Raw genomic sequence first — 14236 nt, 5'->3', positions numbered from 1 at the left:
AAAGCCGCAGCCTTGTCTGCAACGAAGGGCCCGGCGCGCAAGCGCCGGGCCCTTCGTTCTTGGGGCGCCTGCCGTGGCGACCTATTCGATCTTCTGCGAAACGACGACGACTTCCTCGCGCCCGTCCTTCACCGCGCGACGCGCCACGCTGGTCGTCGTCGAGGCGCCATCGGGCACCGACGGCGTGGACTGATCGTCCGGCGACTTGGCGAACAGCGCCCAGATGGCGATGAACAGCGCCGCCACCAGCGGCCCGATCACGAAGCCGTTCAGGCCCATCAAGGCCATGCCGCCCAGGGTGGAGATCAGCACGATGTAGTCCGGCAACTTGGTGTCCTTGCCAACCAGGATGGGGCGCAGCACGTTGTCGACCAGCCCGATCACCAGCACGCCGTAGACTATCAGCGCAACGCCCTGCCAGGTCGCGCCCGACACCAGGAAATAGATCGCCACCGGCCCCCAGACCAGGCCCGCGCCGACCGCGGGCAGCAGCGAGAGGACCGCCATCAGCACGCCCCAGAGCAGCGCGCCCTGGATGCCGAAGAACCAGAACGCGAGGCCGCCCAGCACGCCTTGCGTGATGGCGACGATGATGTTGCCCTTGACCGTGGCGCGCAGCACGGTGGTGAACTTCTCGGCGAGCTGGTGCTTGCGCCCATCCTCCAGCGGCACGGCGTCGCGGATGCGGTTGACCAGCATCGGCCCGTCGCGAAACAGGAAGAACAGCAGATACAGCATCACGAAGAACTGAATCACGAACTGGAACGTGACCTGGCCGATGTTCAGCGCGCGATTGGCGATGAACTGGCTGCCCGCCAGCGCCGCCTGCGACAGGCGCTGGCGCAGCGAGTCGAGATCGCCCACGCCCAGGCTGTTCAACGCGCTGTGCACGCTCGCGGGGATGGCCTGCTGGATCTGGTTGGCGTAGGCGCCGAAATCGATCCTGCCCGTGCTGATCTGCTGGTACAGCCAGACCACCTGCTGCGCCACCGAGGCGACGATGATGATGACCGGCACCACCGCGATCACCACGCACACGAAGAGCGAGATGAGTGATGCGAGGTTGCGGTTGCGCATGCGGGCCCGCAGGCGCCGCTGCAGCGGGTTGAAGATGATCGCCAGGATCACCGCCCAGAGTATGGCGCCGTAGAACGGAAAGAGTATCCAGAAAAAAGCGATTGTGACCAGGGTCAGGATCAGGACGAACGCCTTGTGTTCCATCGACAACTTGCGCATACGGACTCCATCGGGGCAGCGCGGACCGGACCGGCCACCGCCCGGTCAAGTGCAAAAAACAGGCCGAAGCTCAGTACTGGGGCGCGGCGGTGAAATTCAGGAAGCGGGTGCTCGAGCCCTGGAACGTGAGCCGGCAGGTACCGATGGGGCCGTTACGCTGCTTGGCGATGATGATCTCGGCCGTGCCCTTGTCCGGCGTGTCCGGGTTGTAGACCTCGTCGCGATAGATGAAGAGGATCAGGTCGGCATCCTGCTCGATGGCGCCGGATTCGCGCAAGTCGCTCATCACCGGGCGCTTGTTGGGCCGCTGCTCGAGACTGCGGTTCAACTGCGAGAGCGCGATCAGCGGGCAGTCCAGCTCCTTGGCCAGGCCCTTGAGCGAGCGGCTGATTTCCGAGACCTCGGTGGCGCGGTTCTCGCCGGACGAGTTCGCGCCCATGAGCTGCAGGTAGTCGATGATGATCAGGCCGAGCTTGCCGCACTGGCGCGCGAGGCGGCGCGCCCGGGCGCGGACTTCCATCGAGTTCAGCGCCGGCGACTCGTCGATGTAGAGCTGGGCCTCCTGCATGCGCTGGATGGCATGCGTGACGCGCGGCCAATCGTCCGCCTCGAGCTTGCCGGTGCGCAGACGGTGCTGGTCGAGCAGGCCGACCGAGCCCAGCATCCGCATGGCGAGCTGCGCCGCGCCCATTTCCATGGAGAACACCGCCACCGGCAGGCCCTGCTCGATGGCCACGTGTTCGCCGATGTTCATGGAGAACGAGGTCTTGCCCATGGAGGGGCGGCCGGCCACGATGACCAGGTCACCGCCCTGCAGGCCGGAGGTCATCTTGTCCAGGTCGGTGAAGCCGGTCGGCACGCCGGTGACTTCCGTATCGCCTTCGCGGTGATACAGCTCGTCGATGCGATCGACCACCTGGCCGAGCAGCGGCTGGATCTCCTGGAAGCCGGCCGCGCCGCGCGAGCCCTCCTCGGCGATCTGGAAGATCTTGGATTCGGCTTCGTCGAGCAGTTGGCGCGTCTCCTTGCCCTGCGGGTTGAAGGCGGCCGAGGAAATCTCGTCCGACACCGTCACCAGCTTGCGCAGCACCGCGCGGTCGCGCACGATTTCCGCGTAGCGGCGGATGTTCGCGGCCGACGGCGTGTTCTGGGCAAGCGAGTTCAGGTAGGCGAGCCCGCCCACGTCGTCGATCTTGCCGGCCGTCTGCAACGACTCGAACACGGTGATGACGTCCGCCGGGCGCGAGAGCCCGATCAGCCGGGAGATGTGCTGCCAGATCAGGCGGTGGTCGTAACGGTAGAAATCGCCCTCGCCGAGCACGTCGGCGATGCGATCCCAGGCGCTGTTGTCGAGCAGCAGCCCGCCGAGGACCGATTGCTCGGCCTCCACGGAATGCGGCGGCACGCGCAGTTGTTCGATTTGGGGATCGGCGGCGGGAGTGCTCATGGCGGTCAATGCGAGGAAAAGGCGAGTTTACAGCGCCCGGGTGCCGGGTGCCGGACGCGCCCAGTCCGCCTGCTGTTGGCGGATGTTCTCGCTCACGAATCCGATCAGCGTGCGTGTGGCCAGCGATGGGTAGCGGTTGGGCGCCGTGAGCAGGTACATGCTGTCGCCCACGCCGGCGGGCTCGTGCTGCGCCAGCACCTCGTGCAGCGTGCCGGCGCGCAACTGCTGCCAGACCGCGTAGCGCGGCAGCAGCGCGACGCCCAGGCCCGACTGTACCGCCTGGAGCAGGAAGGTGTAGTCGCCGGACTGCAGGCGCGGCGCGACACGCAACAGCAAAGGCTGCTCGCGGGCGTCGAACCGCAGATCGAAGCGGCGCCCGAGCGAGGCCGGCGCGATCAGATCGAAGCCGGCCAGGGCGGCGATGTCGGCCGGCGCGCCCTGCCGGACGAGGAAATCCGGCGCCGCGCACAGGCACCAGGCCACGTCGCACAGCTTGCGCGCCACGTGATCGTCCGGCGGTTGCGAGGTGATCTTGATCGCCACGTCGACCTCGGCCGAGACCAGATCGCCGATGTAGTCGTTGATCAGCACGCGCAGGGCAATGTCGGGATGCTGGCGCGCGAAGGCCAGCAGCACCGGGGCGAGATACAGGTGGCCCAGCCCGGTGGGCAGGCGCACCCGCACGTCGCCGCGTACGGCGCCTGCCAGGCTGTCGATGGAGGCCCTGGCGGTGCTCAGCTCGGACAGCATGCGCGAGGCATGGTCGTAGAGCAGCGCGCCGGCCTGCGTCAGCTCGACGTGCCGGGTGGTGCGCCGCATGAGCTGGGTGCCCAGGTGCTGCTCCAGGAGCTTCAGGCGGCGCGACACGTTGGAGCGGGTCATGCCCAGCCGCCGCGCGGCTTCCGTGAGATTCGGCGATTCGACCAGGTAGACGAACACGCGCACCAGGTTCAGATCCGGCAGATTGTCAATCATGAATCAACACTCATGGAACATTCCGGGTAATTGTCCATTCCGAAGCGAGACCCTAGCATATCTCCAATACGTTTCGCGACGAGCCGAGGAGAGACGATTGAGCGACGCTGCCCTGCCCTTCGAGGGCCTGCGCATTCTGGATCTGAGCCAGGGCATTGCCGGGCCGTATTGCACGCAGATACTGGCCCAGCAGGGCGCCACGGTCATCAAGGTCGAGCCCCCGCAGGGCGACTGGGGCCGCGGCGTGGGCACCCGCCATGGCGAGCACAACGCGCTGTCGATCGCCTACAACGCGGGCAAGCGCGGCGTATGCGTCGATGCCCGCCAGGCCGACGGCCAGGCCCTGCTGCGCGCCCTGGCCGCCGCCTGCGACGTGGTGGTGCAGAACTTTCGGCCCGGCGTGGTCGAACGCATGGGGCTGGACTATGCCCGCCTGTCGGCGGGGCGACCCGAGCTGGTCTATCTCTCCATCAGCGGCTACGGCGATGCGGGGCCCGGCGCACTGGCGCCGGCCTCGGATTCGGTGATGCAGGCCGACGCCGGCCTGATGTCGATCAACCGGGGGGCGGACGGCGTACCGCACCGCATCGGCCTGCTGCTGGCGGACCTGACCTGCGCCACCCAGGCGGCCCAGGCCGTGGCGGCGGCCTTGTACAAACAGGCCCGCAGCGGCCGTGGCCAGCACATCAAGCTCAACCTGCTGCAAAGCTGCGCGGCGCTGATGACGGGCGAGCTGATCGAGACCCTGCTCGCCGGCGGGCCGCGCGAGGGCGCGGTGAGCGCCCCCAACGGGGTCTTCGCGACCGCGGACGGGCTGCTGTCGGTGCTCGCCCTGAACGACGCGCATTTCGCCCGCCTGTGCCGGGCGCTCGACCGGCCGGAATGGCTGGCCGACGCCCGCTTCGCCGACAACGCCAGCCGCATGGCGCACAAGGCCGTGCTGCACGAGGCGCTGGGTGCCCAGTTGGCCAGCGCCTCGAACGCCGCCTGGTCGGCGCTGTTCGCCCAGCACGACGTACTGCACGCGCCCGTACGCGCCCTCGCCGACCTGCCCGCCCATCCCCAGGCCGCCCACCTCGGCCTGTTCGAGCCGGTCCAGGCCGAGGGCTGCCCTGCCGTTCCGCTCGCCCGCCTGCCGGCTCTGGGCGACGCGCGGGCGCTCACGCCGCCACCCGGCATCGGCGAACACACCGTGGCGGTGCTGCGCGAGCAAGGCCTGGACGACATCGAGATCGAGCGCCTGCTCGCGGCGGGTGTGATCCGGCAGCGCGGCGTGGCGGCTGCCGGGAGCGCGGCATGAGCGCCCCCGGCCCGGACGCCCGGACGCCGCGCCCGGATGGCGCGCGGAACCGCACCGGCACGACGACCGTGGCGCCAGCCGGCGACGCCACGATGCGCGCCCTGCTCTGCGAGCGCTTCGGTCCCTGCCGCGACGCGGTCCGCAGCGCCAGCATCGCGGCGCCCGGCGCACCGGCAGCGCACGAGGTGATCGTTCGGGTCGCCTACGCCAGCGTGAGCCACGCCACCGGCCTGCTGATCGAAGGCCGCTACCAGCGGCGCCCGCCACTGCCCTTTTCTCCGGGCACCGAGGCGGTCGGCGTGGTCGTCGCCTGCGGCAGCGACGTCCGGCGGCTGCGCCCGGGCCAGCGCGTGGCCCTGATCGCGGACTGGGGCTGCTACGCCGAACTGCTGCGTGTGCCGCAGTACACGGTGTACCCCGTACCCGACGCCCTGCCGCTGCGCCAGGCCCTGCCCGTGCCGCTCTCGTACGGCACGGCCTACACCGGGCTCTTGTGGCGCTGCGGCCTGCGACCGGGCGAGTCGGTGCTGGTGCTGGGCGCCGGTGCCGGCCTGGGCCTGGCCGCCGTGCAACTCGGCGCTCTGCTGGGCGCGCGCGTGATCGCCTGCGCCAGCACACCGGCCAAACGCGAGGCCGCGCTGCGCGCCGGCGCAGTCGCCGCCATCGCGCCGGACGAGGCGCTGGCCGAGGCCACCAAGGAGGCTCTGGGCGGCCAGGGCGCCGACATCGTCGTCGACCCGGTGGGCGGCACCCTGGCCGGCGCGGCGGTACGGGCCATGGCTGCCAACGGCCGTTACCTGTCGGTCGGCTTCGCCAGCGGCGAGCTGCCGGCCTTTCCCGCCAACATCCTGCTGGTAAAGAACGTCACGCTGCATGCGTTCTTCTTCGGCCGCTACATCGGCTGGACACCCAACGACGAACGCATCGAGCACGCCCGCGCGCTGCAGCACGCGATGGCGACGCTGCTCGACTGGGCCGCCCGCGGCAGGCTGACGCCACAGCTCTCGCGGGTGTATCCGATGCACGAACTCGCCCAGGCTCTGGCGGACCTGCACGGCCGCCAGGTCATCGGCAAGATCGCCCTGGAGATCGACGCCGGGCTCGATTGATCCTTTCCGCCAATCAACGACAACACACCGAGGAGACAACCATGACTTTCCGCTGGAACCGCCTGCTGGCCGGCGCCCTGTGCACGCTCGCCGCGGCCGGCCTTGCCGCGCCCGCCCATGCCGCCGACTACCCCGAGCGCCCGATCCGGCTCGTCCTGCCCTACCCGCCCGGCGGGCCGACCGACCTGCTCGCCCGCGTCGTGGCCATGGAGATGTCGCAATCGCTCGGCCAGCAGGTGGTGGTGGACAACCGGCCCGGCGCGAGCGGCATGATCGGCGCGGAAGCCGTCGCCCGCGCCAAGCCCGATGGCTACACCTTCCTCGCCAATGCGTCGCTGCACGTCATCAACCCGACGATCTACCCGGAGATGCGCTATGACGCGCTGCAGGATTTCGCCCCCATCACCCAGCTCGCCGACGTGCCGCTGGTGCTCGTCGTGCCGGCAAACGGCACCATCCGCAGCGTGCAGGACGTCGTCGCGAGCGCCAAGGCCAGGGATGGCGGCCTGAGCTTCGGCTCCGCCGGCACGGCGTCGTCCCAGCAGCTCGCCGGCGAGTCGTTCCGCATGGCCACCGGCCTGCCCATGCTGCACGTACCCTACAAGGGCAGCGCCCCGGCCCTGGCCGACCTGATCGGCGGCCAGCTCGACTTCATGTTCGACTCCATGCCGTCGGCCATGCCCTTCATCCAGTCCGGACAGTTGCGCGCCATTGCCGTCACCACGCCGCAGCGCGTGCCCGCCCTGCCCGACGTGCCCACGGTGGCGGAATCCGGCTACCCTGGCTTTGCCATCAGCACCTGGTATGGCTTCTGGGCGCCGCAAGGCACGCCCGAGGAGATCGTGCAAACCCTGTCCGAGCATGCAGCGCGTGCGCTGGCCCTGCCGCAGGTGAAGGAACGCTACGCCAGCATGGGCGCGCAGCCGGTGGGCTCCAGCCCCGCCGACTTTGCGGCCTACCAGGCCCGGGAGATGGAGAAGTGGGCCGACGTGGTGCGGCGGGCAGGCATCGAAATGGCCACGCCCTGAGCTGCAGCCACCCACAGCTCGCGGCGGAGCGCGGCATGCCGGAACCTGCCGGCCGATAGCGATCCGCGGCGACGGACTGAAGAAAAAGTGCCCCCACGCTTGCCGCTGCGCGGCGGCGCTGCCCCCCGAGGGGGCGCTTTTTGCCTTGGGGAGCGGCCCGGCGGCAAAAACGTGCCCCCACGCTTGCCGCTGCGCGGCGGCGCTGCCCCCGAGGGGGCGCTTTTTGCCTTGGGAGCGGCCCGGCGGCAAAAACGTGCCCCCACGCTTGCCGCTGCGCGGCGGCGCTGCCCCCCGAGGGGGCGCTTTTTGCCTTGGGAGCGGCCCGGCGGCAAAAAAATGGCCCGACAATGTCGGGCCATTTTTTGGACGTCAACGCCGGGTCAGACGGTTTCGCCGGCGACCAGGACGTTCACGTTGGCGTTGACGTCGGTGTGCAGGTGCACTTCGACGGCGTATTCGCCGGTGGTCTTGAACGGACCTTCCGGCAGGCGCACCATCGCCTTTTCAACGGTCTCGAAGCCGGCCTTCTTCAGTTCGACAGCGATGTCCGCGTTGGTGACCGAGCCGAACAGGCGGCCGTCCACGCCAGCGCGCTGGCGGATGTGAACGGTGTGGCCTTCGAGCTTGCCGGCCACGGCCTGGGCTGCTGCCAGGCGCTCGGCCTGGGTCTTCTCGATCTCGGCGCGGCGCGCTTCGAATTCCTTCAGCGCGGCGGCGGTGGCACGCTTGGCCTTGCGCTGCGGGATCAGGTAGTTGCGAGCGTAGCCGTCCTTGACGCGCACGACTTCGCCCAGAGCGCCCACATTGGCGACTTTTTCCAGGAGGATGATTTGCATGGCGGGTTCTCCGGCAATCAGTTGTGGTTGTCGGTGTACGGCAGCAGCGCGAGAAAGCGCGCACGCTTGATGGCCGTATCGAGCTGGCGCTGGTAGTGCGCCTTGGTGCCGGTCAGGCGGGCCGGGATCACCTTGCCGTTTTCCTGGATGAAGTCACGCAGGGTGTCGACATCCTTGTAGTCGATCTGCTCGACGCCCGCCGCGGTGAAGCGGCAGAAGCGGCGGCGCTTGAACAGCGGGTTCTGCTGTCCGAACTTCTTCTTGTTGTCCTTGTTGTTGCGTCTTCCAAACGTGGCCATGAGTGCCTCTCGGTATCGATGTATTCAATGGTGGGCCGCGGCCTGCTGCAGATGCAGGCGTAGCCGGCTGGAGCCTTTGCGTGTCGGGGCGAGAAAGCCTTCCACCCGGAGCGTGGTACCCATCGGGGTCGAGGCCAGCATCCTGGCCAGATCCCCCAGCGCAATCGCGGTGATGGTCAATTCGACCTGCCGGTCATGCCCTGCCTCGGTCACCGTACCGCCATGCTCGAGCTGCATTTCCAGGACCGGCACGCCGGCAGGCGTGTAGCGCAAGGGTTGGCACTCGAGGACGGAGGCGATGAGCTGCAGGCGGTTCACTCGGGTTCAGGCACGCGCGCCGCGCGCGCCGACGGTCGTGATCAGGCAGCGGCCTGTTGCGACGACTGTTCCGCTTCGTTCGCGGCCTTGCGGGCCTCTTCGCGCTCGACGACCTTCATCATCGGCGACGCAGCGGTCTCGGCCTTCTTCGTCTTGACGATGAGGTGGCGCAGGATCGCGTCGTTGTAGCGAAAGGCATGCTCCAGCTCGTCCAGCGTGGGCTGGCCGCACTCGATGTTCATGCAGACGTAGTGCGCCTTGACGAGCTTCTGGATCGGGTACGCGAGTTGGCGACGGCCCCAGTCTTCCAGGCGGTGGATGGTACCGCCTTCGTTGGTGACGAGGCTCTTGTAGCGATCGATCATCGCGGGCACTTGCTCGCTCTGGTCGGGGTGTACGATGAACACCACTTCGTAGTGACGCATAAAAACTCCTGACTTGTGGATGAAGGCAGAATCTCGCGACTCCGCCTGCAGCCCGCCACCCGTGGTCTTTGCCGGCGCCGGCTCATGAAGCCGGCCAACAAAACGGCGAAAACGAATGGATCGGGCAAGAAAGCCTTTTATTATCTTTCGAAATAGTGCCCGTCGTCAAGGCCTGGCCACTCATGGGCGCTGGCAACCGGGGTCGCGGCGATGATTCCCAGCCCCAGCAGACGGTGGTCTGCGCCTGTTCCGAGGTCTGCCGGCCGGGCGGCGTCGGGAATCCGGAATCCGATGCGCACCAGGCGTACGCCGGCTTCCGGCGCCGGCGCGGGCAGCGCAACCCGCACGACCCCGGCTGCGGCCAGCTCCGCCCGTGCCGCCGGCACGCCGTCGACCAGCACCTCGATGCGCTGGCGCTCCAGCCCCGGGCCGAGCAGCGGCTGCAGTTCGAGATCCAGGGCGCGCACGCGGGCGGTGTCGAGCGGCAGCACGAGTTCGGCCTCACGCGCCGCCGACCACGTTCCCCATGGCTCCCGATGGCTCCAGCCGCTCCCCAGCCAACCCGCGGCCTGCTCGTCCGTTTCCGAGAAGCCCAGGCGACGGCCCGGCACGATCTGCCCGGCGAGCGCCTGCAGGCTGACGGCGCCGGCGACTTCGGGACACGCCGCGCAGGCGCTCCACCCCGGCGCGATGAGCTGAAACCCGTCCACTTGCGCATACAGGTCGGGGCCGCCCTGCGCGGCCAGCGCCGCCGCGACGAAGCCCGCGCCCTCGATCACGTACAAGGTGTCTGCGTCGTACCGTCCCTCCTGCAGGCGCGCCCGCATGTCGGCCTGCGCGGCGGCGAGCGCGCGTGCATCGACACGTGCCAGGTAGACGGCGTCGGTGGCCATGCCGTGCCGGCCGGCATAGTCGGCAAGCGGCTGCCAGCGCGGCGCCGCGTTCTGCGGCGGCGCCAGACGCAGCTTGGCGTAGCGCTGCCCCGCCAGCGCCCAGAACGGATCGCGCAGCGGCGTCTCCCAGGCGGTCGCGGGCGTGCGCATCCAGTGCCAGCGCTGCTGGCTCCAGCCGGCATGGGTGTCTACCAGTTGCACGGCCAGGCCGATGGCCAGCAGCACGGCGGCGGCACGAGGCGGATACAGGCGCAGCACCAGCACGATCGAGAGCAGCACGAGCGCGTAATAGACCGGCCACATCATGCGTCCGGACGCCCGGAACACCCCGGCGAGCTGGTACAGGCGATCGGGCAAGGGAAAGGACCACGCATACGGCCCGAACCCGACGGTATTGGAGATGGCGAACAGCGTCAGACCGACGAGCGCCAGCCCCAGCAGCGCGTGGCGCCGCCAGCCTTCGAATGCGGTACGCGGCGCCTGTAGCAGGCGCGGCAATGCGCAGGCATAGAGCAGCAGCACGCCCAGCCCCAGGTAGACGTAGCCCTCGTATTCGCCCGGCCCCTGGGCAATCGTGTCGAGCAGGTAGGACCAGCCCATCGGGTTGAACAAGGCCAGCACGTTGGCGCGATAGAACCCGTAGCCGCCCTGCGCCGCGCCGCCGCCCGGCACGAAATAGCCTGCCTGCCAGCAGGCCAGCGCGGTCAAGCCCAGGCCGAGCGCCGCCTCCAGCACGGCGCTGCGCACGTGCACCTCGCGGCGCCAGCTACGCCCGCCCAGATCGACCAGCCACAGCAGGGCCACCATGGCAAAGAGATAGGCATGCACGAGCACCGACACCGCGAGCAAGGCCCACCACGCCAGCCGGCGCCTGCGCGGGGCCGGCGCACACACCAGGTACAGCGCGGCCAGCAACAGGAAATGGCCGCCCAGGCTCAGATGCTCCGTGAGCCGGATCATCATGATCGGCGCGAAGGCGAAGAACACCGTGCCCATGGCGCGTACGCTGGCGCGCTGCGTGGCGAGCCCGAGCAGCCGGTACGCGATCCAGGCCTGCAACAGGAAGCAGGCCAGAATCCAGAAGCCGAAATACTGGAAGACCGTGGGTAGCCACGGCCCGAACGGCTTGAACAGCAGGGCGAGCAGCGGATTGGAATCCGAGTACACGATGGAATTCGCGAGCGCCAGCCCGTAGTCGGGGTTCATGCCGAGCGGCAGCGTCCACGGCCCCTGCCGAAAGAACAGCCAGCCCAGGTAATGGGTTGCCGAATCGCCATGGCCGAGCCAGGCAAGGTTGTCCCAGCGCAGCACGCGCGGACCGACCAGCACGAAGAAGCTGGCCAGCCCGATCAGCAGTGGAACCCAGGCGTCGGCATGGCGGCGCAGCAACGGGATCGCGGAACGCGCAGGCGTGCTCATGCCCTGCGCCTCAATGCGTGCGCGCCAGGCAGAAGGCCGTCAGCCCGGCCAGGCGATTCCAGCGCATGAGCGGCAATTCCAGTGCGCAGATGCCGCCGAGCAGCCCATTGACCCAGGCTGCGTGCTGGCGCAACTGCGACTGCGGCCGCGCACGGGAAGATGCGCGCTCGGCGAGCCGCGAAGCCACGGCAAGCGGGAACACGCCGCCGAAATAGTAGGCGCTGCGCTCGATCTGCAAGCCGGCTTCGCGCACCACCGCCTCGATCTGGCCGAGGCGATACCGGCGCCGATGTTCGAGGAACACGTCATGGCCGCTCCACAGGAACTGGAAGGCGGGCACCGAAATCAGCACCTGGCTGCGCGCCGGCACTTTGGCCGCGTAGTGGCGCAGCAGACCGACGTCGTCGTCGACGTGTTCGAGCACGTCCATCATCAGCACGAGCTGCGCGTCGACGCGCGCGATGTCGCGGCGCAGATGCAAGGGCTTGCCGGCCTCCTGCGATTCGCTGTCTTGGGCGTAGCTGATGTCCACGCACCAGGCTTCGCGCACATCCGAGTGCGCGAGCAGATGGCGCGAAAAGAAGCCCGAGCCGGCCCCCACATCGAGCACGGCACCGGTCCCGGCCTTGCCGAGCAGGCGCATCATGGCCCTGGCCTTGGAGCGGTAGTACCAATGGCGCGCGATACCGTCGCCAAGAATGTCGGTTTCCTTGAGATCCATGCTGCGCCGGGAGCGACGGTGGGGTGAGGCGTGCGTTCGCGGACGGGGTTTGTCTAATACTCGTGTCGCCCGCGAGAACGCTGAAGTGTACCGGAGATCCCCTGCCCCGCCTCAGCGCACCGTCAGCCCGATCAGCCCCAGGCCGAGCCGCCGCAAGTCCTCACCGCCGCCGATGTCGACCGGGCGCGCCGCGTCGGGCAGGGTCAGCTCGACACGGGTCATGCGCACGCCGCCCTGGGGCGCCCCCGGCACGGCCAGCGAGACGGTCTGCCGGGCTGTCACGGTGAAGTCGGCCACTTCCGCACCGTCCACCCGCACCTGCACCCGCTGCGCCGGCAGGTTCTCGCCGAGCAAGGGTTGCACGTCGAGCAGCAACTCGCGAGGCGCGCTGCGATCCAGCGGCAGCAGCAGCGACGCATGCCGGCCGTCGGACCAGGTGCCCCAGGCTTCGCGCTGGCTCCAGCCGAGCCCGAGGTAGCGCGCCCCGCCGTTGTCCGCTTCGGTGAAGCTCAGGCTTGCGCCCGAGGCAAGAGGCGGCATGCTCCCCTGGGCATCGGCCTCGTGCGCGAGGCCCGGGCAGTCGCGGCACCCCTTCCAGCCGGGCGCGATGACGTTCAAGCCGTCGATGCGCGCGAACAGGTCGCGCTCGCGGTCGCCGAGCATGACGGCGGCACCGAACGCCCCGTCGGCCAATACGTAGAGCGTGTCCGGATCGTACTCGCCGGTCTCGACGCGGCGCGCGATGTCGGCGCGCTGCGTTTCCAGGGCGCGATACCTCACCCGCGCGAGATAGATCGCGTCGGTGGCCATCCCGTGCTTGTCGGCGAAGGCCGACAACTCCCGCCAGTACGGGCCGGCGTTCTCCGGCGGCGCCCAGCGCAGGCGGGTGTAGCGCGTCGCCGCCGCTTCCCAGAAGGGATCGCGCATCGGCAGGTTCCAATCGCCCCCCGGCGTCTTGCCCCAATGCGCGCGCAAGGGCCGCCAGCCCGCGCTGGTATCAGCCAGTTGCACGGCCAGAGCCAGCCCGAGCAGCACCAGCGCCACGCGCCTGGGATAGCCACGCACCACCAGCACGATGGCCGCGAAGAAAACCGCGTAGTACACCACCCACAGCATGCGTCCCGACGAACGGAAGTAGCCCGCCAGCTTGTCGAAGAACCCGGGGATGGGGTAGGACCAGGTGTGGGTGCCCAGGCCCACGTTGTTCGACAGCGCGAACACGAAAAAGCCGGCCAGGCCCAGGTAGGCGACCCAGTGGCGCCCTGCGCCGGCGAGCGCACCGCGCGGATCGGCGGCGACGCGCGCCATGCCGAACACCAGCAACAGCAGCATGCCCAGGCCCAGATAGGCCGCGCCTTCGTAGTCGCCGCCGCCCTGCGCCTGGTCGCGCAGCACATGCGACCAGCCCAGCGGGTTGACGAAGGAGATCAGGTTGGCGCGGTAATAGCCATAGCCGCCTGTCGATCCCCCGCCGCCCACCGAAAAGTAGCCAGCCTGCCAGGCGAGAACGGCGACGATGCCGATCAGCAGCACCCCCTCGAGCAGCACCGCGCGCAAATTCAAGCTGCGCCGCAGAAGCCGCCCCAGCAGGTCGACGCCCCAGAGCGCGGCCACCATGATGAAGAGATACGCATGCACCAGCGCGCCCAGTGCGAGCAAGGCGCCCCAGGCCAGGCGGCGCCGGCGCACGAGCGGGGCGAACACCAGATAGAGGCTGCCCAGCAGCAGGAAGTGGCCGCTCAGGTTCAGATGGTCCGTCATCCGGATCAGCATCGGCGGCGCGAACGCGAAGAACACCGCGCCGAGTGCGCGCAGGGCCGGATCGCCGGTGGCCAGGCCGATGAGCCGATAGGCCATCCAGCCCTGCAGCAGGAAGCAGGCGAGCAGCCAGAAGCCGAAGTACTGGAAATCCTGCCCCATCCAGCCCGCGAACGGCTTGAACAGGAAAGCGAGCAGCGGATTGGAGTCCGAATACACGATGGCGTTGGACAGCTCCAGGCCATAGCGGGGATTCAGCCCGATCGGAAAGGTCCATTCGGTCTGCCGAAAGAAGGACCAGCCCAGGTAATGTTGGCTCGAATCGCCGCTCGAGAGCCAGGCGATGTTGCCGGGATCGAGCACGCGCGTACCCATGATCACGAGGAAGGCGACGAGGCCGATGCCCCACGGGAGGACGACGGCATAGCCGCCGCGTGGCTTGGCGCCAGGCTGCACAGTCGGGTTCTGCATG

At 69.0% G+C, this 14236-nt stretch carries 13 protein-coding genes; 3 read left to right on the top strand and 10 right to left on the bottom strand.

Going from position 1 to position 14236, the window contains the following annotated elements:
* Nucleotides 1–81 precede the first annotated feature (81 nt).
* From FOZ76_RS20740 to FOZ76_RS20730, 3 genes are all read right to left on the bottom strand, one after another.
* On the bottom strand, nucleotides 82–1236 hold the full coding sequence (locus tag FOZ76_RS20740) for an AI-2E family transporter (RefSeq protein WP_143950179.1): 1155 nt from the start codon (nucleotides 1234–1236) through the stop codon (nucleotides 82–84).
* 70 nt (nucleotides 1237–1306) lie between these two features.
* Nucleotides 1307–2683, bottom strand: coding sequence for a replicative DNA helicase (locus FOZ76_RS20735; protein ID WP_143950178.1), 1377 nt, complete (start codon nucleotides 2681–2683; stop codon nucleotides 1307–1309).
* A 27-nt stretch (nucleotides 2684–2710) separates the two neighbouring features.
* Nucleotides 2711–3658: a LysR family transcriptional regulator gene (locus tag FOZ76_RS20730; RefSeq protein ID WP_143950177.1), complete on the bottom strand. Its 948-nt coding sequence runs from the start codon at nucleotides 3656–3658 to the stop codon at nucleotides 2711–2713.
* Between the two features lie 97 nt (nucleotides 3659–3755).
* Between FOZ76_RS20730 and FOZ76_RS20725 the strand changes: the two genes are divergently transcribed.
* From FOZ76_RS20725 to FOZ76_RS20715, 3 genes are all read left to right on the top strand, one after another.
* On the top strand, nucleotides 3756–4958 hold the full coding sequence (locus tag FOZ76_RS20725) for a CaiB/BaiF CoA transferase family protein (protein ID WP_246129675.1): 1203 nt from the start codon (nucleotides 3756–3758) through the stop codon (nucleotides 4956–4958).
* Nucleotides 4959–5050: 92 nt separating this feature from the next.
* Complete coding sequence (locus tag FOZ76_RS20720) at nucleotides 5051–6067, top strand: NADPH:quinone oxidoreductase family protein (RefSeq protein WP_143950680.1); 1017 nt, start codon at nucleotides 5051–5053, stop codon at nucleotides 6065–6067.
* Between the two features lie 41 nt (nucleotides 6068–6108).
* Entirely contained in the window at nucleotides 6109–7095 is a 987-nt protein-coding gene (locus tag FOZ76_RS20715) for a Bug family tripartite tricarboxylate transporter substrate binding protein (RefSeq protein WP_143950175.1), read from the top strand.
* A 380-nt stretch (nucleotides 7096–7475) separates the two neighbouring features.
* Here FOZ76_RS20715 and rplI read toward each other — a convergent pair whose 3' ends face one another.
* The 7 genes from rplI to FOZ76_RS20680 form a co-directional block, all read right to left on the bottom strand.
* Nucleotides 7476–7931, bottom strand: coding sequence for a 50S ribosomal protein L9 (gene rplI, locus FOZ76_RS20710; RefSeq protein ID WP_143950174.1), 456 nt, complete (start codon nucleotides 7929–7931; stop codon nucleotides 7476–7478).
* Nucleotides 7932–7948: 17 nt separating this feature from the next.
* A complete protein-coding gene (gene rpsR / locus FOZ76_RS20705) occupies nucleotides 7949–8230 on the bottom strand; it encodes a 30S ribosomal protein S18 (protein ID WP_143950173.1) in 282 nt (93 codons plus the stop codon).
* A gap of 24 nt (nucleotides 8231–8254) precedes the next feature.
* A complete protein-coding gene (priB, locus tag FOZ76_RS20700) occupies nucleotides 8255–8548 on the bottom strand; it encodes a primosomal replication protein N (protein WP_143950172.1) in 294 nt (97 codons plus the stop codon).
* Nucleotides 8549–8589: 41 nt separating this feature from the next.
* The gene (gene rpsF, locus FOZ76_RS20695; protein ID WP_143950171.1) at nucleotides 8590–8973 is read right to left on the bottom strand and encodes a 30S ribosomal protein S6; all 384 of its coding nucleotides are present in this window, start codon (nucleotides 8971–8973) and stop codon (nucleotides 8590–8592) included.
* Nucleotides 8974–9113: 140 nt separating this feature from the next.
* Nucleotides 9114–11285, bottom strand: a complete 2172-nt coding sequence (locus FOZ76_RS20690; protein ID WP_143950170.1) for a DUF6311 domain-containing protein — start codon at nucleotides 11283–11285, stop codon at nucleotides 9114–9116.
* A gap of 10 nt (nucleotides 11286–11295) precedes the next feature.
* Nucleotides 11296–12006 carry a methyltransferase domain-containing protein gene (locus tag FOZ76_RS20685; RefSeq protein WP_143950169.1) on the bottom strand — a complete coding sequence of 237 codons (711 nt, stop codon included), beginning with the start codon at nucleotides 12004–12006 and terminating at the stop codon, nucleotides 11296–11298.
* Between the two features lie 111 nt (nucleotides 12007–12117).
* Nucleotides 12118–14235: a DUF6311 domain-containing protein gene (locus tag FOZ76_RS20680; RefSeq protein WP_143950168.1), complete on the bottom strand. Its 2118-nt coding sequence runs from the start codon at nucleotides 14233–14235 to the stop codon at nucleotides 12118–12120.
* Between the last annotated feature and the right edge of the window lies 1 nt (nucleotide 14236).

It is taken from the genome of Verticiella sediminum, from assembly GCF_007558815.1.
GTDB classification, from domain to species: Bacteria; Pseudomonadota; Gammaproteobacteria; order Burkholderiales; family Burkholderiaceae_B; genus Verticiella; species Verticiella sediminum.
Note: the sequence above shows the minus strand (reverse complement) of the source record. Positions and strands in the feature narration are given on the sequence as shown.